Origin of the sequence: Paenibacillus harenae DSM 16969 (genome assembly GCF_000422465.1) — a bacterium.
Classification (GTDB): domain Bacteria; phylum Bacillota; class Bacilli; order Paenibacillales; family Paenibacillaceae; genus Pristimantibacillus; species Pristimantibacillus harenae.
Genome location: NZ_KE383844.1, coordinates 641,042 through 662,914, shown reverse-complemented (window position 1 = coordinate 662,914; position 21,873 = coordinate 641,042). Strand labels below are relative to the sequence as shown.

Below are 21,873 nucleotides of genomic sequence, written 5' to 3'. Positions count from 1 at the left end.
CATCACCCTCCCTTAAATAAAACCCTCTGCCTGAAAATCGTCTGTGACCGCCGTATTTGACCTGTACGGCGTAGCAACAACTTCCCTCTGCCCGCGCGCTCTGCATCCCATTGAATCAACCGCTTAACGTAACCCGAACGATTCGGAAAGCCTGCGGCCCGATCATAGAGAGCCCGCTGATACGGATCGAGCAGATTGAAACACACTTGAATGATTGCTATGTCCTTAGCCATAGAGCTTCCTCGCGATCAAATAAAATGCTCGGACGTTTGCGGTAACCGGATCACCCGGGATCAGCTGGGCATTCGGGAAATAAGCATGTATGGCCGCCAGTAACGGCTCCGCTCCGCCTCCGCATAGATAGACAGCATCATCCTTGCCCCAACCTGCCGCAAGCGCCCTGAGAGCGATCTGGCGACCGAAAGCAACTGGATTAACGGAGCGAATAGTTTCCATGCCCGATACGAGAGTGAAACTACCACGATCATTAAAGCGGCGGTCCATCAGCGTACCGTAGTTCACCGTGCCACTGCCGATGTCGATCACCCGGACCGTCCCGCCGCCGGGAATCAGCAAAGCCGCTGTCACCCCTTCCGCCGCAACCTCGCAACGTGTGATTAGAAGCTGCCGCTGCCGGCCATTAACCGTCAGCTCGTGCCGACCGATGACCATTTCCTTGATGAGTCGCTTTTCCTCGGATGTGTGTGTCTTGATTGGCTGCCCGACGACGATCTTGTACTCTACTCCCTCAGCATACTGGTGTAATGCGATCAGGATCCGGAGCAGCGCGTCCGGGTGGGCTTTGTATCTCCTTTCCTACTCTCCGCGCACTCGCTCTCATGTAGCGCCAGTGTTCCGGCAAAACCGCGCTGCCCGCGATATACCCATTCAAAATCGTGCTCGCCCTGCTGCTGGTTAAGATTCCGCTCCCTCCAGTCATAACCGATTGTTGAAGGGAAGCGGTGAAGCTTGCTGCCGTCATAAATCTTCGTTGTGTCTCCGCCCGCATCAATTGCCAATATTGCCATGTTGTCGAATCACCCCTTCTATAACCGGTTATAGAACTAGACTGGCGCCGAAGTCTGTCGTTCCATATCTGGTTATGGAACTATCCTATGGGCATAGCTTGCACAAAGTGCTAAAAATATTCATAGAGCAGGTATAATTTTAGCTGTCCTTGTCCAAAATAATCCCAAACGAGTTATAACGGGAGGGATTATCATGGCATGGAGTGAGAATCTAGGACGGGATAGAACGAAATTAGGAGCTTGGTTGGACCGTAAGGGGATATCGCAACAACAGTTGCATAAATGGAGCGGTGTTAGCCGGCCAACAATTACTAGTGTCTGCGGAAACATACACTATAAACCAACCGGACTGATTAAGAGGACTATTATTGGAGCTTTACTGCGAAATGGATACGACGTTGATGAATATGAGTTTTGGTGAAACCAAAAGTCATACTGTCCCGGTATTGCCCGGTTAGTTGGTAAAAGGCCGATCGTTCTGACCGTCTGCCTTCGTATCTTCATTGAACTATCGTTCCCCGATAACTCAACGGGGCGGGTAGGTTTTTGTGGCCTACCCGCAGTTCTGCGTATATTTCATCGTTATAATATCACAGTATGGTATCCTCTAAACTTCTGGCTTTCCATACGCGACTATCATTCTCATGTTCCAACAAAAATACATTATCATCTCGTACTCCATCTTCATTTGTAATAGGGTAATACGGTGAACATGATTATAAGGGAGTGAACCTATGAAAATTCCAAATCTGACAAATTAACATAGTATAATTTTGGCACAAGTTCCTCTCCTGTTTTGGGGTCTTTATATTTCATTGTAATTAAGAGATTGTCATTTGTATTTCTCGAAATGTTGATGAAATAATACCTTTCGTCATCACCATTAAACGTCGTTTTTCTTAGCGTGCCGTCTGTGTAATTTAGTAGATATAAATCATTGTCTTTGCCGAACGATTGATAAAATAAACCCGAAGATTTGCTTTTTACAGATTCTGAGGACATTTCGAATTCTGGATTAACATCCATAATAGAGCGTAGGGAGTCATTTTCAATTTTTCCTAAAAATCTTGTAATGCTAAAATTCGCATAGTAGATATAATCGTTTGCAATGACAAAATTTGATACTCCTTGACGTAATTCGCTCTCGGGCGAGTCGGTAGAATTAGATGAAATCGTTGACACATCAACAGAACGCAGGAAACTCATATCATGGTCGTATACATCCAGGTACAACCATAATTTCCCATCTGATTCTATTTTCAACCGTAATAATGAAATTGTATTTTCGTCTGATGTTATCTGTCGGATAGCTTCTCCTGTATTTGCTTTGTCATCAAAATCAAATTTCTTTAGAATCTTTCTCTCGTTCGTTTCTGTGTTATATTCTTCTAACTCAGAACCGCCGGTAGGGATTATTCTAACCATTAACAGTTTATTTCCCACAGCTGTCATGGTGTTGTAGGGAAATCCCCCTTCTTCAGAAAAAATAACTGACATAGTGTTACTGATTAAGTCCACTTTATAAAGATGAAGCGTTCTGTTTTCAATATCCGATATTTCACCAGTTGTGACCATCATGTATAAAGAGTTACCAATGACTGTTGTGTCATACTTAGCTTCGTATGACCAATTTTTAACTGTACCCAATTTTATATTTTCGTTTGTTTCAAAAATGTAACGATAATAATCCATTTCGGTTATCGAGTCAACAGACCCAGTCGGAATCTTATTGTAAATAATGCTGTCATCGGTTAGCACTAAGATTCCATAACGTTCAATTTCTCCGATTTTTGCATTGTTAATGTCATAAATCGAAATTGTTTCATTTGGAATCGAAGTGCTTGCGGTAATTGTTTGTTCAAAATCGTTTTCGGAATTGTCATCACAACTACATAGAATCATTATAAAAGCCAAGCCAAGCAAACCTATTATTTTTTTCAAACTAACCCTTCCTTTTCGCAAAAGCCATCAACTTGAAATAAAGAGGTGTTTGCTTAACAAACACCTCTTTATTAATAAATCTTACCAAACTACCCGTGTACAAACACTATTAGCAACAGTTGCTGTTTTTTCATAATAATATGCCCATCCAGATTGCGTTCCGCCAAGTGGATCGGCGAATTGGATTTTAGACTTGTCGTCATATATTGCGTTAACCACCAGGCTGTGACCATTTGTTGAATAATGCCAATTTGCTCCAGTCGGATTTGAAATCCCCATCGACCCCGGCGATTGCATGGTTACAACATCGTGATATAAATAAGTGCCCATAGCTGTTTGACTTGGATTTGCAGAATAAACATAATTAACTGTACTTTGCTTGCTATTTAAGTATGGCGCAAGCGTTGTAGGATCTGTGCCGTTGGCACCGGTTCCCAAAGCACTTGCTATCGTAGCTTGGCTATCAGATGACCCAGTAAGATATTGCACCATACTCTTTGCAGTTGCTGGAACGCAGTATTGACTTTCAGTTTGCTGATACATAGTGAACGTACCCGGTATTGAAATCTTAGTTGGTGTTGCTCTTGTTATGGAGGCTTTAGCCGCACGTTCCTCTGCAACTTCCTCAGCAATCCGAATTTTTTCGTTTATTTTCGCCCGTTCATTTTTGGTTAGACTTCTAAAATAGTTATCGTTTTCTGCAGGGGTTAAAACGATCTCGCCAGCGGGGGCAGTTCCTTCTGTTTCAGCATTATTTGCCTCTGCACTGGCAACAGTACCAAAAGAAGAAAGCATACCCAAAGCCAAGAGAAAACCTAAAAACCTTTTTGTCTTTTTCATAATAAACATCCTTTCATAATTCAAATATGTACAGGCTAATTTTATAGACAAGCCCGTATACTGTCTTTCTGGGGATTGATTGTTCTCTCCGATAACAGTAAAAGAAATCGGAAGCTACTGGTGGAAGGAATTCTCACCAGCTTTTCGAAATAGCACTGGGGATCAGTTACGAACCCAGCGATCACTAGGCATTTCATCTCTAGCCTAATTTTTTGACAATTACGTAACAGAGCAATTTACTCTGTTCACCACTACCTCAGTTTTGATGATGAACATGGAAATACTACCATATTTCCCGTTCTAACCCACATTATCATTTCTAAAACTTACAGGAAATGGGCTATTGAACCGAAGATATGTCGAAAAGCCCCGAATGATTCGCAATTTTGAGCTTCCGAACGATTTGTTCCTGGACATTCCCCACAAAGTCTTGAAGAAGTACAGGCAGCGGGTTTCAGCAGAGGATCTCCGGGAACTGCGCCGCCATCCTTAAATGATAGAAGAAACATATATTCGCCGAGCAACAAGCATCGGTTGATAAAAACTTTACTGCCAGTCACTTCTCTTTTAATACGGAGTTCGGATGCTGCCCGGCCTGCAAGGGGGACGGGGTGGAAACGGTGGATATGGGGCCGCTCGGTTTAATCAATCGGCCATGTTTAGCTTGCAAAGGAACTAGATATAAAGATGAAATATTGCAAGTTACTTACAAAGGGAAGAGCATCTACGATGTGTTAACGTTGAGTGTGGAGGATGCGCTAGAAGTATTCGGAGAGTATAGGACCATTTCGAACATGCTGGAAACCCTAATCAAGGTGGGGTTAGGATATATCTCGCTTGGACAACCAGCTCCAACTTTAAGCGGCGGGGAAGCGCAACGAATCAAGCTGGCAAAGGAACTTGGCAAGGCTCAGAAGAAAAATACGCTCTATGTCTTGGGTCAATAGTCGGCCCTTATTTAAAGAGAAGCTACCCTGCTGTCAGGCTATAGGACAAAAAGTTGGAATATTATAATTAAATCATTCAACTATCGGGTACTATAGCATAAAGAATTACCAGGACGAAGCTGCCGGCATAGATCGGCAGCTTTGTTACGGGCACGATAGTTAAACATAAGGGTTCCACATATTTGTCATGCATAATATGTAGAACCCTTTATTTTAATTGATTTTCTTAAGTTTAGGTCTTGATAATTTCTATGAAACCATTTTTCACAGCAACTGCCGGCATTATTGCACAAATCCGTCGCTCCGGTCTAATTAGCAGTCACTAACGCCATGTCCACCAGCGTCCCTTGCCTGTGCTACCGGCGCAGAGCCCGCACCCGAATTCGCCAGTGTCATCGGCGCATACACAGCCGTTTGGCTCAGCAGCATTCCCCATCTCATCCGCCCGAAGATTCGTTAACCGACCTGGCTTCTTTCGGAAGCTTCGGTTTCTCCCATCGAAACACATTGCTCAGCCCTTTGAAGATGAGCTTCGACTCTTTCGTCAGCAGCAGCCCGAGTATCGCGAGAATGAGCACATATAAGGCGGCAAACGGCTGCAAAATAATCTCGAGAGAGGCGGTCGCCCTCAAGTTGGTGACAATGATGGAAAACTCGCCTCTCGAGACGATCGTCAGTCCGATATTCCCACCCGTTTACTGAATTGACGTAACGCGCAGGGCGTTATAAAATAAGTAATCCATTTTTTAAAAAATAGAGAAAGAAGGATGAACAGGATGGGAGTTCTACAGAAACAGCTGTCTCCGCTCGTGCAGGCGCTTGAGTTGAAGCCGCATATTGAAGGAGGCTGGTACAAAGAGATATGGAAGGCAAGCTTTGAAATTCCGAAGGAGGTGCTCGGGGCGCCTTATTCAGGGCCGAGATTCGCGGCATCATCTATTTATTTTCTGCTTCATCCGGAGGAGTTCTCGGATTGGCACACCGTTTATTCGGACGAGCTGTGGCTGTGGCATTCCGGCAGTCCCCTGCTGCTCACGCTTGGCGGAACGGAGGCGGCGCCGAAGACAAGGAAAGAAATCATTGTCGGACCGGACGTTGAGGCCGGCCAGCAGCCGCAGGCTCTGGTCCCTGCGAACGAGTGGCAAATGGCGCGACCGCTTGGCGATGAGCCGGTGCTCGTATCGTGCGTCGTTGCGCCGGGCTTCCATTACGATGATTTCAAGCTTATCCAAAGATAGTCGGCATTCCCGCGCCGCGGTTGACGGCCGGGCTTGTATTTATGTAAACTTAAGTTACGCTTAATTTCCGATTGTTGGTATCGGAAAGCGGGGGAACCATTTTTGTGGGGCGAATGGATTGCGCAGCGATGCCGATCTTAGGGTACCATCTTACCCGAGTCCGTCAGCTAACCTCGTCGGCAGTGGATGGGTCATCAGACTTTATAAATTTCACTTATCATTGACCCTATGCGGGAATCGCATGAGGCACAGTCTCGGACTGCGCTTTGCTTGCGGTTCTCCGGCGGACAGTTGTGTCCGGTAGGGTCTTTTTTGCGTTTTTGGCCCCCCACTGGCGAAGCGTGCACACGAAATTCTATAGAGGAGGAGTTTGGATGCCGCAGCCAAAGTACATGATGAGTATCGATAAAATTACCGCTATACCGGAGATCGAAAGGGAGCGTCTGCGACCGATAACGGAAAAATTCGCTTTTCGCGTGAACGATTATTACTTATCCCTTATCGACTGGGATGACCCGGAGGATCCGATTCGCAGGCTTGTCATTCCGAATGAGGGCGAGCTGATGGAGTACGGCCGCTGGGACGCGTCCGACGAGGAGACAAACTATGTGGTGCCGGGCTGCCAGCACAAATACGGGACGACGGCGCTGCTTATCGTCTCGGAGGTATGCGGCGCGTATTGCCGTTACTGCTTCCGCAAGCGGTTGTTCCGCAACGACGTGAAGGAAGCGGTGTCTAATGTGGAACCGGGCCTCGCCTACATCGCGGAGCATCCGGAGATCAATAACGTGCTGTTGACCGGCGGAGACAGCCTGATCCTGGGCACGCCGAAGCTGAGATCGATTATCGGGCAGCTGCGGGAAATCGAGCATGTCAAAATCATTCGTCTCGGGTCGAAAATTCCCGTCTTTAATCCGATGCGCATTTACGAGGATGAGCAGCTGCTGGAGCTGATCCGCCAGTATTCTACGCCGGAGAAGCGCATTTATGTGATGGCTCATATCAATCATCCGAGAGAGATTACGGCGGAGGCGAAGCGCGGCTTCGACGTCCTGCATCAGGCTGGAGCGATCATCGTGAATCAGACGCCGATCATTCGCGGCATTAATGACGATCCGGATGTGCTTGCTCAGCTGCTTGACCGGCTGTCATGGGCGGGCGTGACGCCTTATTATTTCTTCATTAACCGGCCGGTTGCGGGCAACCGCGATTTTGTGGTGCCGCTGGAGCGGGCGTACCGCATCGTGGAGCAGGCGAAGGCCAAGACGTCGGGTCTCGGGAAGCGGGTGCGCTTATCGATGAGCCATTCCTCCGGCAAAATTGAAATATTGGCGATCGAGAACGGGAAGGCTTATTTGAAATATCACCAATCGAAGGAAGGGCATTACGGCCGGTTCATGGTATTGGATTGTCCGAAGGACGCCTCCTGGTTCGACGATCTGCCGGGCAGCGAAAGGTACTGGATGAATGAGAATGCGGTGCAAGTGTAAGGCCGGCCGCGGGGAGAGGAGAAATGAGCAGTCCCGAAGGGTGCGACGACCCTTTGAGACTGCTCTTCTTTTGAAAGATAAGAAAGTATACTCATAACCAGGCTAAATTTCACCGCGAAACGGTTGCATCGCCGGAAGGACGCCGACAAGCGTTTCTGCTTGCTAGAGCCGATTAGGCGGAGAGTTTAATCTTTTGTCCGATGAAGATGAGATTCGGATTTTTCAGATTATTGATATCGCGAAGCTTTTGCCAGGTCGTGCCGTGTTTTTTGGCAATGGCCCACAGCGTATCGCCTTTCTTCACGATATGGACAGCTGGAGCAGGCTCCGGCATTGGTTCTGGTTTAGGTTCCGGTTTAGGTTCCGGTTTCGGCTCGGGCTTCGGCTCCGGTTTAGGATCCGGCTGTGGAGGAGCCGGTTTGGCGCCTTCCGTGATCCGGCCTTCGACCGTTGCCTCGGCTTTGCCGAGCTTCTGAATATACGCGATGAGCGCTTCGTCGAGCGAGCCGTACATGCCGGCCTGCGGATATTGGGCGAACATGGTGTACTCGTCGCCGCCTGCCGCTACGAAATCGTTTGTCGCCAGCATATATTTAGTCTCCGCTTCAAGCTCCTTGCCGTTTATCATAATAGAGTGCACCCGGTCTCCCGCAGCGGCGGCCGAATCGATCATGAACGTAATGCCGGAGACTTGAGGGAATGCGCCCTTCGGATTCGGGAAGTCGGTCACTCCGTTCTCCAGCGCGGCTTTAATATCCGCTCCGGTTACCTCCAGCGTCACGATCTGGTTGCCGAACGGCAGCACCGTAATGACCTCGCCTTTCGTAATGACGCCTTCATCGATCGAAGCCCGTATGCCGCCGCCGTTCGTGAGCGCGACATCCGCGCCTGTTATATCGCGAAGCGCGTCGGTCAGCAGGTTGCCGAGATTCGTTTCGCCCGCCCGTACCTTCTCGCGCGCTCCTTCAAGCAGGACGGACGATTCGCCGACTTCCTCGGAAAGGATCGTCTCCTGGCTTTTGAGAACCGAATTCACAACAGCCGCAACCTCGGCATTAGGAACGATATCCTTCGCTTCCTCTTGATCGATAAGCGTGGCCTGCTTCTTCACAACCTTGCCGCCGTCTACCCAGAAGTCGACGACGCCGACATACTTCGTATATTCGCCCGCGCTAACGATAAGCGTATCGTTAGCGGCGGTCAGGCCATCCTCCAGCACGGTATGGCTGTGGCCGTCGACGAAAATGTCGATGCCTGCAACCTCCTTCACGATTTTCAAGCTCGTATCGATGCTGGATTCGTCTATGCCGATGTGTCCGAGCGCGATAATAACGTCGGTTTTGTCCTGCAGCTCGTCCACGATAAGCTGCGCTTCCTTCGCCGGATCGGTGAAGGCGATGCCTTCGACGTTTTTCGGATGGGTCTTGTAGGCGGTCTCGGGCGTCGTTAAACCGAATATACCGATTTTCACTCCGTCAACCTCTTTAATGATGTAAGGATCGAACAGACGGCTTCCGCCTTCACCTTGCACGTTTGCGCTGATCATCGGGATGGAGAGCTTGTCCGCCAGCTCGAGAAGGCGGGCAGAGCCATAATTAAATTCATGATTGCCGGGAGCGATCGCATCGTAACCCATTTTGTTCATAACCTCTACGATACTTTCGCCGTTTACCAGTGTTGCGAAGGTCGTGCCGTGAACCGCGTCTCCGCCGTCCAGCACTAGCGTGTTCGGGTTCTGGCTCTTGTAGCTGTCGAAAATGCCGGCTACCTTCGCGAATCCCATCTCGCCGCTTGTTGACTCCACCGCTCGGGCGTGCATATCATTCGTATGCAGCAGGGTAAAATGTTTGCCCGCCGGCGCCGCCGTATCATCTGCGGCAGCGGCGCTGCTTAAAGAACCGAGCAGCAGGGCGGAAGCGAGCAAAGTTGAGGTAATCCAGTGCTTCTTTTTACGCATAAAACTCTCATCCTCCGTCATCGTATTTTTGCGTAATACCAACAATAGGTATTCTACATATTTCCATGAAAAACCTTTTTGAATATTCTAAAAAATCGTTAAGAAAAAAAACGCCTCCCCGCGACAAGGCGGAGAAGCGTTTCAACTGGCAAATATTAAAGCGGGATGGAGCGGACGGAAGCCTTCACTAACGAAATGAATTTCGGGCGGGCTTGTTCCGCCACCCGGACGACCTGCTCATGCGTCAGCGGCTCAAGCTCGTCGCCGATCGCCATATCGGTAATGCAGGTGATGCCGACGACGCGCATGCCTGAGTAGTTAGCCGCGGTCACCTCGGGTACGGTCGACATGCCGACGGCATCGGCGCCCCATCCGGCCATCATGGACAGCTCGGCCGGCGTGCAGTAGGCAGGACCCGAGATGCTGACGTAGACGCCTTGCTGCAGCTTGATGCCGAGCTCGTCCGCCTGGCCTGCTACGATGGAGCGCAGCTCGCGGTTGTAAGCTTGCGACATATCGGGAAAGCGCGGTCCGAGCTCGGAAATATTAGCGCCCATCAGCGGGTTGCTTCCCGTGTTGTTAATGTGATCCGTAATAAGCATGAGATCGCCTGCCGCAAAGGAACGATTCATGCCGCCTGCCGCATTCGTGACGAGCAGCGTCTCGATTCCGAGCTTCTTCATCACGTAGACGGGGAACACGACTTCTTTCATCGAATAGCCTTCATAATAATGAAAGCGGCCTTTCATAACGAGCACGGTCTTGCCTTCCAGCTGTCCGATGACAAGCTCGCCGGAATGTCCTTCCACAGTGGAAACGGGGAAGTGGGGGACTTGCTCGTACGGAATGACGGTCGCTTCCGTTACCTCGTCCGCCATAACGCCGAGTCCCGAGCCGAGAATGAGGCCGATTTGCGGCTGCGTCTGCAGCCGGCCGCGTATGTAGGCCGCAGCTTCATTTATTTTGCTTAACATATTCTCCATGCCGGATGTACCTCCTGAAATTTGGTAAAGCGGAGCTTTCAGCCGCAACCGTGGAAATCCGCTTCAAACAAGCATATCCATCATAGCGTAACGGCAGCACAAAAGTAAAACGTTGGGATGGCGAACATTGTTGTTTTCCCTAAAGCTTCGTATAATGAATCTGGATATGCGTATCTCATTCTAGGAATTGGATAGGATAGGTCGTATTGGGTCGAGCGCGCTTCAGCCGCGCTAGACAAACGTAAAGTGAGGAAGCGGAGGAATTAGAGATGAGTAACAGTACCAATAATACGCAGGCGGAAATCGCGGCGATGATCGACCATACGATTTTGAAGGCCGATGCGACGAAGGAAGAGATTTTGCAAATTTGCCGTGAGGCGAGACAGTACCAATTCGCAACCGTGTGCGTAAATGCGGGCTGGGTCAAGACGGCGGCGGAAGAGCTGAAGGGCTCGAATGTCGGCATTACAACGGTAGTCGGATTCCCGCTGGGAGCGACGACGACGGCTTCGAAAGCGGCCGAAGCGAAGTTTGCGATTGAGGACGGCGCCACCGAAATCGATATGGTGCTGAACATCGGACTGTTGAAGTCTGGCGATCTTGAAGGCGTTCAGCGCGACGTGGAAGGCGTTGCCGCGGCGGTGAAGGGACAGGCTGTGCTGAAGGTAATCTTGGAGACGGGCTTGCTGACGGATGAAGAGAAGGTAACGGCATGCGATATTTGCAAAAAAGCGGGCGCCGACTTTGTGAAGACGTCTACGGGCTTCGGCAAGGGCGGCGCAACCGCAGAAGATATCGCGCTTATGCGCCGTACGGTAGGACCGGACCTCGGCGTTAAGGCTTCAGGCGGCGTTCGCGATCGCGAGACTGCGCTCCAAATGATTGCAGCCGGAGCGACCCGCATCGGCGCAAGCTCCGGCATCGCGATCGTAACCGGCGGGCAGGGAGAAGGGTACTAGAAGCAAGCGGAACGGGGGCAGGGTAGGCGGACAATCATCCGCCATCCGCTGCCGCCTTTAACGCTCGCAGCTTATCGTCAAGTTCGCGCGAAGTTCCTCGCCGGCGTTCAGCATGACGAGCTCTTCTTGGCGATTAAGCTCACCTGTCATGGCCATCCATGGCTCCACGCATACGAACGGGCGGTCCTTCACCGACCACAGCACCATATATTTGAAAATCTCATCGTAACGCAGTCGCACGCGAGCGCCTTCCGCGCCGGGGAATGAAATTTCGTTCTTCTTCGTGTCCAGCAAGCAGACGGATTCCACGAGCCCCTCCAAATCGACGGCGCCCTCGAACGGCTTCACTTGATTGTCGTTATAGTCCAGATAACGGGTCGCGTCCGTCTCGTAAGCGATGTTCTTGCCCCCGTCAATCGCAAAATAAGGGTGGAACCCCGCATAGAACGGCATGGCTTCGGCTTCACTCAGGTTGCGGTATTGCTGGCGCGTATGTAATTGCCCGTCCTGCAGCGCATAGGTGAAAACCAGCTCGAATGCGAACGGATAGGACTGCAGCAGCTGCTCATTGCTTTGCAAGCGGATGGTAACGGAAGCTTCTCCGTCAGCCGATGTGCCGACAACCTCCCACGCCGCCGTGCGGGCGACGCCATGGTTAGCCATCTTGTACGGCTTCCCGTTCCACGTAAAAGCTTGATCCTCAAGCTGTCCGCAGATCGGGAATAGGATCGGATTGCCGCCGCGAATATTCGCGGTAGGGTGCTCGAACGTCGCCTTGTCCAAATAAAAGAGCTCCAGCCCGTGAAGCCGGCACGAGGTTACAATCCCGCCGCGCTCCGGACAGACCAGCACCCTGGAATTCGTGCTTTGCTCCGTTAATTCGTACATGGCATACGTATCCCGGTAGGTTCTTACTTCATAGTTACTCACTTGTTTCCCTCCAAACGGTTTATTGAAAAACGTTTCTTTCCATCATACCATACTCATATACACGGTTCCGCACCGTTTTGCGCCCGCCGTGACATATTGCGGTCCCCGGCATCAGCCGGCTATCCTGGAAGCAATGGAACGCGCCTTTCAAAATGGTTCAATCTAGTAAAACATATATCTACTCCGAATCGAAAAAATAGAATAGGATATATTATCTTCAAAAGCCGCTCTTTGCTTCCCCTCCAAGCGGAGAGCGGCCTCCATACAAAGAAGAGGACCGCGCTCCGCAAGATCGAATCGATCTTCTGGAACACGGTCCATTTTATGGTTTACTCCGCCGCATTTGCTGCAGGGTCTGCAGCGTCGTCCGTCGCTTCTTCCGGAGCGAGCGTGTTCGTGATCTTCGCTTTCTCGCGGATTTCAGCCAGCCACGCTTCGGAAAGCTCATTTGCTTCCGATGCAACCAACTGGTTTTTAATTTCTTCCTTTTTCTCTTCAAAAGTCGGAACGACGGCCGCTTTCTCAGCCGTTTTCTTAATGACGTGGAAGCCGTTCTCGGTTTGCACCACACCGCTAAGTTCGTTTACTTTCAGCGCAAATGCCGCTTCCTCGAATTCGGCAACCATATCCCCTCTGCCGAAGAATCCAAGATCGCCGCCGTTATCCTTGGAGCCCGGGTCAGTCGATTTCTCCTTCGCGATGGCGGCGAAGTCTCCGCCTTGCTTCAGCTCGGCGAGAATCGCATCAGCCTCTTCCTTCGTAGCAACCAGGATGTGAGAAGCTTGAACCTGCTCAGGCGTTCCCAGCCCTTCCTTATTCGCATCGTAGAACTGCTGAATCTCTTCATCCGTCACTTCGGTCTTCGGCTCCAAAATTTTACGGATCGTCAGGTTGATCTTCGTATCCTTCTTCAACGATTCGAGTGTCATGCCGTATTGGGCAAGCGTGCTATTAAAAGTCGCGTCATCGCCGAATTGTTTCTTAATCATTTCGATCTCGGCGTCGACATCGGCATCGGTAACCGTTACGTTGTTTGCTTGGGCCTCTTGGTCGATAAGCTCTTCCGTAATAACGTTGTCCAGCGTAGCCGCCCCGCCGGCCGTCACCAATGCGTCGTATAGCTTGTCCTTCGTAATTTTAACGCCATTAACGGTAGCAACCGTTTCGTTGCCGGCTGCTCCGAAAGGCGGTTTTATCATGACGATGACGAGCAAAACAGCGAGAACCGCGGAGATGGCGATCCATACCTTGCTGCTTCCTCCTCTTGGCGCCTGCTCCACAGTATCGGCCGAAGCTGCGCGAATTTCTTCATTTGCATCTTCCGGCAGCATCTCGGAGGCCTCCTGCTGAAGCTCCTCCTCTATGGCAGCATCCTGCTCCGAGAGCTTGTCCTGCCGATCTTCGTTATCGTTCGCGTAACGCTCCTCTTTCGCAGCCAATTCGTTTTCTGCGTCTTTTTTGGACTGCGAGTCATTGTTATTCATTCCTTAAACTCCCTTCAGATTGTCTGTCTTTCAATACTATAACAAAACAAGCACAAAAAAACCTTAAACGAAAATAAAATAAAAATAGGTCTTGCACAAATTGTCGATTCATATTAATTGTAGTTTATAGGATGCAAAAGGGATGATATGATTGGATTAGAATATAATTCAACATACATCAACATTATTTTTACAGATTAGGGGCAAATGAATCGATAGATCAGACCCGAATTCCTCACCATAGTGCGAATCCCTTCACACCACCTTCAGGCGGTATATGTACAACCACAAACTATGTATGAATTGTAGGAGGATATGGGCTTGCAGAAAAATACGGGAGTATACATACGGTTGATATTGGCGATGGCCATACCGCTGCTCGGCTATTCGCTGCTGCGGGCATCGGCGGCGGATAGGAGCTTTAATGCGCCGCAGGAGCATTTTTATATGGTCAGTCTTATTTCCGTGATTGCGCTTGTTCTTGCCATCGCGGTAGGCATCGTGGCGACGCAGCTGCGTAACATTAAGATTAGCTTTCTCTCTTTATCCTATGTATCCCTGGCCGCGATGTTTGCCCTTCACGGTTTATCGACCCCCGGCTTTCTCATGCATCATTCAAGCATTTCCGGCAATGCGGCCCAGCTTAGCATTATGCTGGCGGTTATCTGGCTGTGGCTGTCATCCGTCTCCGTCGATCAGCCGCTTATCAAGTGGTTCGCAGAATGGCAGCGTTGGCTGATGCCGGTCTGGACGGCGCTGCTTGTTGCGATATGCGCCGCGCTTTGGACGTTCCCGGATATCACGCAATATTTTCATTTGAAAGATAAGACGATGATGTGGATTGTGACGGTTTTTATCGTTGTCGTGAACGGCTGGACAATGCTTCGTTATTTGAACACCTATTTATCCTCCCGCTTTCCTTTGCAAATGGCTGTCGTGTACAGTTCGGGCTGGATGATCGTTGCCCAGCTGATAATCGTAACGGGGAAGGCATGGAATGCCAGCTGGTGGCTGTACCACTTCCTGCTGCTCGCATCGGTTATTGTTATGGTAGCCGGCATCGTCAATCAATATGTAAGCTCGAAATCCATAACCTCCTCGGTTAAATTGATGTTCCGGGCGAATCCGCGGGATTGGATTAACACTTATATGTCTACCAGCGTCAGGGAGCTGGTCATGACAACGGAGGCGCGGGATTCCTATACGGCCGGTCATAATTACCGCGTAGCCTTGTACGCTTTGAAACTGGGCGAGGAGATGGACCTGTCCTCCGGTGAATTGCGGGCGATTGCGCAAGGCGGCCTCGTCCATGACGTCGGCAAGCTGCGCATTCCCGACCTGATCCTGAATAAGCCCGGAAAGTTGACGCCGAAGGAGCGCGAGGTCATTGAGGTGCATCCCGTATCCGGCTACGACCTCTGCAAGAGATTGGGCTTTATGCCGGAGGAGCTGTCCGTTATCCGTTCCCATCATGAGAAGTGGGACGGCACCGGCTATCCGGATAAGCTGACTGGCGAGCAAATACCGCTTCTGGCGCGCGTCACGGCCGTAGCGGACGTCTATGACGCTCTCACTTCCTCCAGGTCCTACCGCAAAGCGATGTCGCATGAAGCGGCCATGGAAATTATACAGAAGGAAAGCGGAAGACACTTCGATCCCCGCTGCGTGGAAGCGTGGGAGCGGCTTGTTCGCGAGCAGCCTGCCTTCTTCGAAGAAACGGTAAGGAACAGCCCGCATTTGAAATTGGAAAGGAAGCGGGTGAGGGGATAGGGATATCTTTTGTCCGCGCTAACTTGTAGAATAATAGCTGCAGCAGGTTTTTTACATACAAGATTCAGGATTCCCCATTCAGACTTTGGAGGCGACCGGACATGACCTATTCAGCAGCAAACAATCGTTACGAGGGCATGAAGTATAACCGCGCAGGACGAAGCGGATTAAAGCTTCCCGCGGTTTCATTGGGATTATGGCACAATTTCGGAGGGGTTGACCAGCTGGAGAACGGCCGGGCAATGATCCGCCGGGCTTTCGATCTGGGCATTACCCACTTTGACCTCGCCAATAACTATGGACCGCCGCCGGGGTCGGCGGAGGAGACGTTCGGACAAATCGTCCGGCAGGATTTCGCGTCATACCGCGATGAGATGATCATCTCGACAAAAGCGGGCTATTATATGTGGCAAGGTCCGTACGGCGAATGGGGCTCGAGAAAATATTTGGTCTCCAGCCTGGATCAAAGCTTAAAGCGGATGAAGCTGGACTATGTCGATATTTTCTATCATCATCGTCCCGATCCGGACACGCCGCTGGAGGAAACGATGATGGCGCTCGACCATGTCGTTCGCCAAGGCAAGGCGCTTTACGTCGGCCTCTCGAATTACAGCGCGGAGCAGACGGCTCGCGCCGCCGCTATTTTGAAGGAGCTTGGTACGCCGTGTCTCATTCATCAGCCGTCCTATTCCATGCTGAACCGCTGGATCGAGAATGGCTTGCAGGATGTGCTGGAGAAGGAAGGGATCGGCTCGATCGTATTCTCGCCGCTGGCCGGAGGCTTGTTGACCAACCGCTACTTGAACGGCGTGCCGTCCGACTCCCGCGCGGCAGGTCCAAGCGTATTCCTGAATACGGACCACATTACGGAGAGCAAGCTGAGTAAGGTGAAGCAGCTCCACGAGCTTGCGCAGGAACGAGGTCAATCGCTTGCCCAGATGTCGCTTTCCTGGGTACTGAGAGGCGGCAAGGTAACGTCTGCTTTAATCGGCGCAAGCAGGGTCGGTCAGATCGATGACAACGTCGCGGCTTTGAACCGGTTGGATTTCTCCGAAGCGGAGCTTGACCGGATTGAAACCATTCTCGCTGCAGAGTAAGCTGCGGCGATCGATTGGCGAAGGATACGCAATAGATATCACGGAACGCTGGAATTGGAAGCGCGGAAGCGCGGCTAGTTCCGGCGTTTTGTCTTCTCCTAACCGCATCTGGAAGGTATAATAGTGTCAACATTCGACAAGCGGCGATCATGCACAGCAGGAGGGGGAAGCGGCTTGAACAAGATGTCCATGCGGACGAAAGGCTTGATATTAATTGTCCTTATCTCTTTCATACCGCTGCTTATCGCCGGGGTAGGGAATTATTCGGCGGTCAAGCAGGCTATTCTTCATTCGGAAATCGAGAAAACAACAAGTAAGCTGAGAAGCCGGGCGAACGACATGGCGTCTTGGATAGCGGTCCTCAAAGCGGAGGTGCTTGTCATTAGCCGTACGGAAATGGTGCGCTTCGGAACGGATCAGGAGCGGCTGGATTATTTTAATGCGGAATTGACCCGGAGCGGAAGCCCCTATTATTCCATCGGCTTCATCGATAGCGGCGGGAGAAGCAGGAACATGAAAGGCGAAACGCTCGGGATGGGAGAAGAGCCTTTCTTCAAAGAAGCGATGAAGGGCCAGGTGATGTTGACGGATCCGTATACGCCGGAATTCTCGGATGCGCCGCTGTCGTTCATTGCCGTGCCTGTCTACGGGAATTCGAATGAAGCGAAGGGCGTCGTATACGCCTCGATATTATTCTCTAAGCTGCTCGAATACGTCGCAGCCGAAGGCGAGAGTGCGGTAACCCGCATCCTGTTTAACGATGACGGCGCCATGCTCTTTCGGTCTGATTCGACGCGTATGGACAGCTATCTTTCATATCGTGAAGGTTATCCCTTGAATCCGGTTGTCGACAGCATGCTGGAGACAAACGAGGGTATGGTGAGGGTGGCGATTAACGGCAAGGATTATGCCGCCTTCCATACCAAGGTGAGCGGGACGCCATGGCGGATCTCTCTCCAGGAGCCTATGGCGAAGCTGGGAGAGAGCCTGAACCCGATCTTCTGGCGCATATTTACGATGATCGCGGTAGCGGAGGTCATTATCGTTATCTTTTTCCTTCTCTATTTTGAACGCATCATTAAACGGTTGGAAAATATTCTTGGCGTTACGGAGCAGGCAGCGGCCGGGCGCTTCGAAGCCGAGCACCTGGCGGTGGAGCCGCATGACGAGGTAGGCCAGCTTGCCCACTCCGTAAACGGCATGATGGTGCATTTGCAGGAGATGTTCGACCGGCTGGAAGCGATCATTAACCAGAATCAATACGGCTTCATCGTATTAGACAATAATTATAAGGTGTCTTATTTAAACAAAACCGCGGAAGACATGCTTGGTTACAAGACGGAGGAGCTGGCAGGGATCGCAACGCCGCTTTTATTTATGGATATGGACGAGATTCATGCGGAGGCGGAGAGGCTGTCGGCCAGGCTCGGGAGAGAGGTGAAGCCCGGACTCGAGGTGTTCAAGGAACTGCGCAATGAAAACTTCTCTTATGAACGGGAATGGACCTTCATCCATAAGGACGGAACCAAAATCCCTACCCTTCATAGCTCGAACGGGCTGCGTGACCGAAATGGAAGATTCTCCGGCGTCGTCGGCATGGTGCTGGATGTATCCGACCGGAAGCATGTGGAAATTGCCCGCAACCGCTTGCTCGATATCGTCGAATCGGCGAAGGATTTGATCGCTTCGGCGGATACGGACGGCAAAATCATTTACATGAATCGCGCCGGCCGCGAGATGATGGGGATCGGCAGCGTAATGGACGGCGGCTATAAGGTGAAGAGCTTCTTGCAGAAGAGCATGTATGCGGAGCTCGTAAAGGGAGCCGAGCTGGCCAAGGAGAACGGCTATTGGGAGAGCGGCGTGCAGCTTCGCAAGGAGAGCGGCGATACTCTGCATGTCTCCATGGTCGTTGTCGCGCATCAGAATGAGCATACCGGAGAGCTCTACTACTCTTGTATCGCCCGCGATATCTCCGAGCAGCAAATGATTCAGTCGAAGCTTGTCCAGGCGACGCATGAAGCGGAGGAAGCGAATCAGGCGAAGAGCAGATTCCTGGCGCTGATGAGTCATGAGATCCGGACGCCGCTTAACGGGATTATCGGCCTGGCGCAGTTGATGCGCAAGACCGGACTTTCCGCATCGCAGAAGGATTATGTGGATAAGATGAACACTTCCTCGGAAACGCTGCTTCGGATCATTAATGATATATTGGACTTTTCCAAGATCGAGGCGGGAAAGGTAGATCTCGAGCGGCTGCCGTTTCAGCCGGAAGAGCTGATGCATAGGCTGACCAATCAATTAAGCGTGTTCCTTGGCGGCAAGGAGCAGTTCGAATTCATCATCGACATGCCGGAGGATTTGCCGCAGACGATTATCGGCGATGCGATGCGGCTTGAACAGGTACTTCTCAATCTATGTATGAATGCGATTAAGTTTACGAACAGGGGCAGCGTGGAGCTGAAACTCGAAGTGGCTGAAGAAACGGATAGCATCGTTTATATCCGCTTCCTCGTTGCGGATACTGGAATCGGGATGAACGAGAAGCAGGTCGAGAAGCTGTTTAAGCCGTTTACGCAGGCGGATGGCTCGACAACACGCAAATTCGGCGGCACGGGCCTTGGGCTCGTCATCTCCCATTCCCTGGTTGAGCTCATGGGAGGCAAGCTGGAGGCAGCAAGTGAGGCTCGCGTCGGCAGCCAATTCTATTTCACGATTCCGTTCGGCTTTACTCACAAGTACAGCGGCCAGCGCAGGCAGGTCAACGATGAAATGAGAGAGCAGCCGCTCTGGATCGTCGAGGATGATAAGGGAATGGCCGAGCATTGGAGCCATATCGTCGAAGCCTTTGGTTTAACCCCGATCGTCTTCCATTCTTGGAAACGGGCAAGGGACCGCCTCCGGCGTATTGGAGCCGGAGCGCTTCCGCGGCTTATCGTGCTTGATATGGAGATGCCGGACATGTACGGCGCGGAGACCTGGCTGGAATTCCACGAGGAAGCGGAAGCAGCCGGCGTGAAGACGATCGCGATGACGACGTCCTACGGACGGGACGAAATGATGCAGCTGCCGGGCGAGCAGAGACCGCTCACTTTGTTAATAAAGCCGATTCTTCGGACAGACATGCTGCGGGCAATCGACAACGCCCTTGAACAGAAGCGGGCCGAAGGGAAGGGACAGGAAGACGAGGCATCGCCTGTTCCGGTTACCGGTGCCGGCTCGCATACACGGATCCTGCTCGCAGAGGATAATAAAATCAACCAACTCGTCGCGATTGAAATTTTGAAGGAGCAGGGCTATGAGGTCGGCTTGGCGGAGAATGGCCAAGAAGTGCTGCGGAAGCTGGAAGAGCGGCATTGGGATCTGATTTTGATGGATATCCATATGCCGGTCATGGACGGAACCGAAGCGGTCCGTATGATACGCGGGCAGGAGAAGTATAATGAAATTCCGATCATAGCGGTTACGGCGAATGTGCTCCGTAACGATCATGAGCATTACTTGAAGCTGGGAATGAACGATATCGTGACGAAGCCGATCTCTTCCGAGAGGCTGCACACGGTCATATCCTATTGGCTGAAGGAAGGCCGCGAGCTAATCCGGAAGACGGGATCACTGCCCATTCCATCGCGGGAGGATAGCGCCTTGCTGCCGGCTATAGCCGGCATGGACGTGGAAAGCGCGCTGGATAGGGTAAACGGGAAGCTGCCGATTCTGCTGCATATGATGGAGCAGTTCTCGCTTGATTATGAATGGTTCGCAGATCAGCTGCGCACCATGCTCCTTCAGCCTGAGCTTGATAACATGAAGCGGATGATTCATACGCTGAAGGGAGCGGCGGGTTATTTGTCCGCCTTTGAGCTGCAGGAGGCCGCGCTTGAAGCGGATAGGCTCGCGAGACATCCGAATCCGGACCGGGAGCTGCTGCGGGCGTCCATCGATGTGCTGGAAATGGCGCTTAAGCGGCTATTGGAAGGAATTCGCAGCGTGCCAAACATGTTCGACAATAAACCCTAACAATTTTCTAACAAATTGTTGTCCCTTGAATCTCTGTATTGTATAGTAGAGTTACAATAAATATTGACAGAGATCCGCAGGTCCCAAGCAGAAACGCCAGCCGGTGTCCTTGTCAGAGGACGTGGACCGTTTCGAGGAGAATTCTAAGCGCAAATAAGAGTGATAGAACTTATAAATTCTTAGAATTTCAAAAAGGGTGACGACAATGTACAAAGTTCTAGTTATAGAAGATGACGTCATGATGAGTGATATGCTATCTATGTATTTATCGGAAGAGGGCTACTCCGTCATGCAGGCATACCGCGCGGATGAGGGCTTGCGGCTTGCCGCGGACTTTTCGCCGGACCTGGTGCTGCTTGATTTAATTTTGCCTGATCTGGATGGTATGGAAGTGTGCGCGCATATTCGAAAACGTTCGAATGTTCCCATTATGATTCTTTCGATGAAGAGCGAGGTATCCGAGCGCGTTCAGGCATTGAAGGCAGGCGCGGATGATTATATGTGCAAGCCCTTCAGCATGCATGAAATGACGGCCCGTGTCGAGGCGTTAATTCGACGTTCGAATTCGCTGCGGGCCGAGACGGCTTTCCAAATTGCGGCTGCGGTCGAGACGGTTGATGAGCATGAGGCGATCCAGCTTGATTATGAGCGGAGGCTGCTGCTCGTAAGAGGGCAATTGGTGGAAACCACCTTCTCGGAATACGAGTTGATGAAGCTCTTTCTGGCCCATCCCGGCAAAGTGTTTAGCCGGGAAGAACTCATCAATGCGATTCGAGGTTTCGATTCTTTCGTTACGGATCGCGCCATTGATGTACATATCGTCAATCTTCGGAAGAAGATCGAACAGAACCCGAAGGAGCCTAGGCTGATCCGGACGGTATGGGGCTTCGGCTATAAGTACATAGCGCAGCATCCCAGCATAAGCCAGAGTTAGCCTATGAATAGAGACCATCTCTAGATGAACCATTCCGATAAGCCGGGATGGTTCTTTTACGATGATTAGCAATTTATGAGATTCCCCGATTTGGATGAAAATTGCATAAAGCTGGGAATATACCGATTCAGCACCAGACTCCGCCGTTTAGTTTCAATTTTGGAAACTACGCCAGCATCTGTTCGCCTCACCTCAATAAGCCGGGATGGTTCTCGGAAGTAAACGGTTTGCGTCCTCTGACAAGGTCGCTGATAGGCG

Annotated in this window: 17 protein-coding genes, 1 pseudogene and 1 riboswitch; of the genes and pseudogenes, 8 read left to right on the top strand and 10 right to left on the bottom strand. The window is 51.0% G+C overall.

The annotated features are described in order from the left end of the window. Window positions 1-2: 2 nt before the first annotated feature. From H581_RS35555 to H581_RS0127170, 5 genes are all read right to left on the bottom strand, one after another. Window positions 3-233, bottom strand: a complete 231-nt coding sequence (locus H581_RS35555) for a hypothetical protein (protein ID WP_036720132.1) — start codon at window positions 231-233, stop codon at window positions 3-5. Next, complete coding sequence (locus H581_RS0127190; RefSeq protein WP_245600184.1) at window positions 226-771, bottom strand: ParM/StbA family protein; 546 nt, start codon at window positions 769-771, stop codon at window positions 226-228. The genes H581_RS35555 and H581_RS0127190 overlap by 8 nt, the downstream gene beginning before the upstream one ends. Next, window positions 771-1,028, bottom strand: a complete 258-nt coding sequence (locus H581_RS0127185; RefSeq protein ID WP_028612760.1) for an acetate and sugar kinases/Hsc70/actin family protein — start codon at window positions 1,026-1,028, stop codon at window positions 771-773. Before H581_RS0127185 ends, H581_RS0127190 begins: the two co-directional genes overlap by 1 nt. 732 nt (window positions 1,029-1,760) lie before the next feature. Continuing rightward, window positions 1,761-2,969 (bottom strand): hypothetical protein, encoded by a 1,209-nt coding sequence (locus tag H581_RS0127175; protein WP_028612758.1) that lies wholly within the window; start codon window positions 2,967-2,969, stop codon window positions 1,761-1,763. 81 nt (window positions 2,970-3,050) lie between these two features. Further along, window positions 3,051-3,809 carry a cysteine peptidase family C39 domain-containing protein gene (locus H581_RS0127170; RefSeq protein ID WP_028612757.1) on the bottom strand — a complete coding sequence of 253 codons (759 nt, stop codon included), beginning with the start codon at window positions 3,807-3,809 and terminating at the stop codon, window positions 3,051-3,053. Between the two features lie 611 nt (window positions 3,810-4,420). Here H581_RS0127170 and H581_RS0127165 point away from each other — a divergent pair. Further along, complete coding sequence (locus H581_RS0127165) at window positions 4,421-4,756, top strand: hypothetical protein (protein WP_028612756.1); 336 nt, start codon at window positions 4,421-4,423, stop codon at window positions 4,754-4,756. A gap of 437 nt (window positions 4,757-5,193) precedes the next feature. On the opposite strand, the pseudogene H581_RS0127160 reads toward H581_RS0127165, so the two are convergent. Then, window positions 5,194-5,442, bottom strand: a pseudogene (locus H581_RS0127160) (cation/H(+) antiporter); the annotation flags it as partial. Between the two features lie 90 nt (window positions 5,443-5,532). Here H581_RS0127160 and H581_RS0127155 point away from each other — a divergent pair. Continuing rightward, complete coding sequence (locus H581_RS0127155; RefSeq protein WP_036720129.1) at window positions 5,533-5,994, top strand: cupin domain-containing protein; 462 nt, start codon at window positions 5,533-5,535, stop codon at window positions 5,992-5,994. A gap of 47 nt (window positions 5,995-6,041) precedes the next feature. Then, a riboswitch (cyclic di-AMP (ydaO/yuaA leader) is annotated at window positions 6,042-6,191 on the top strand. A 177-nt stretch (window positions 6,192-6,368) separates the two neighbouring features. Then, the gene (locus H581_RS0127150; RefSeq protein ID WP_028612753.1) at window positions 6,369-7,484 is read left to right on the top strand and encodes a KamA family radical SAM protein; all 1,116 of its coding nucleotides are present in this window, start codon (window positions 6,369-6,371) and stop codon (window positions 7,482-7,484) included. Between the two features lie 172 nt (window positions 7,485-7,656). On the opposite strand, the gene H581_RS0127145 is transcribed toward H581_RS0127150, so the two are convergent. Beyond that, window positions 7,657-9,441: a 5'-nucleotidase C-terminal domain-containing protein gene (locus tag H581_RS0127145; RefSeq protein WP_028612752.1), complete on the bottom strand. Its 1,785-nt coding sequence runs from the start codon at window positions 9,439-9,441 to the stop codon at window positions 7,657-7,659. Window positions 9,442-9,596: 155 nt separating this feature from the next. Further along, on the bottom strand, window positions 9,597-10,424 hold the full coding sequence (locus H581_RS0127140; protein ID WP_028612751.1) for a purine-nucleoside phosphorylase: 828 nt from the start codon (window positions 10,422-10,424) through the stop codon (window positions 9,597-9,599). A 269-nt stretch (window positions 10,425-10,693) separates the two neighbouring features. On the opposite strand from H581_RS0127140, the gene deoC reads away from it, so the two are divergent. Then, a complete protein-coding gene (deoC, locus tag H581_RS0127135) occupies window positions 10,694-11,383 on the top strand; it encodes a deoxyribose-phosphate aldolase (RefSeq protein WP_028612750.1) in 690 nt (229 codons plus the stop codon). A 57-nt stretch (window positions 11,384-11,440) separates the two neighbouring features. On the opposite strand, the gene H581_RS0127130 is transcribed toward deoC, so the two are convergent. Next, window positions 11,441-12,313: an aldose epimerase family protein gene (locus tag H581_RS0127130; RefSeq protein ID WP_028612749.1), complete on the bottom strand. Its 873-nt coding sequence runs from the start codon at window positions 12,311-12,313 to the stop codon at window positions 11,441-11,443. A gap of 329 nt (window positions 12,314-12,642) precedes the next feature. Then, window positions 12,643-13,797, bottom strand: coding sequence for a peptidylprolyl isomerase (locus H581_RS0127125; RefSeq protein WP_028612748.1), 1,155 nt, complete (start codon window positions 13,795-13,797; stop codon window positions 12,643-12,645). Between the two features lie 321 nt (window positions 13,798-14,118). Between H581_RS0127125 and H581_RS0127120 the strand changes: the two genes are divergently transcribed. The 4 genes from H581_RS0127120 to H581_RS0127105 all read left to right on the top strand — a co-directional run bounded on the left by H581_RS0127120 (window position 14,119) and on the right by H581_RS0127105 (window position 21,615). After that, window positions 14,119-15,567 (top strand): HD-GYP domain-containing protein, encoded by a 1,449-nt coding sequence (locus tag H581_RS0127120; protein WP_245600168.1) that lies wholly within the window; start codon window positions 14,119-14,121, stop codon window positions 15,565-15,567. A 101-nt stretch (window positions 15,568-15,668) separates the two neighbouring features. Then, entirely contained in the window at window positions 15,669-16,664 is a 996-nt protein-coding gene (mgrA, locus tag H581_RS0127115; protein ID WP_028612746.1) for an L-glyceraldehyde 3-phosphate reductase, read from the top strand. A gap of 183 nt (window positions 16,665-16,847) precedes the next feature. Continuing rightward, the gene (locus H581_RS36730; RefSeq protein ID WP_245600183.1) at window positions 16,848-20,681 is read left to right on the top strand and encodes a response regulator; all 3,834 of its coding nucleotides are present in this window, start codon (window positions 16,848-16,850) and stop codon (window positions 20,679-20,681) included. A 205-nt stretch (window positions 20,682-20,886) separates the two neighbouring features. Next, entirely contained in the window at window positions 20,887-21,615 is a 729-nt protein-coding gene (locus tag H581_RS0127105; protein ID WP_028612744.1) for a response regulator transcription factor, read from the top strand. Window positions 21,616-21,873: the final 258 nt, after the last annotated feature.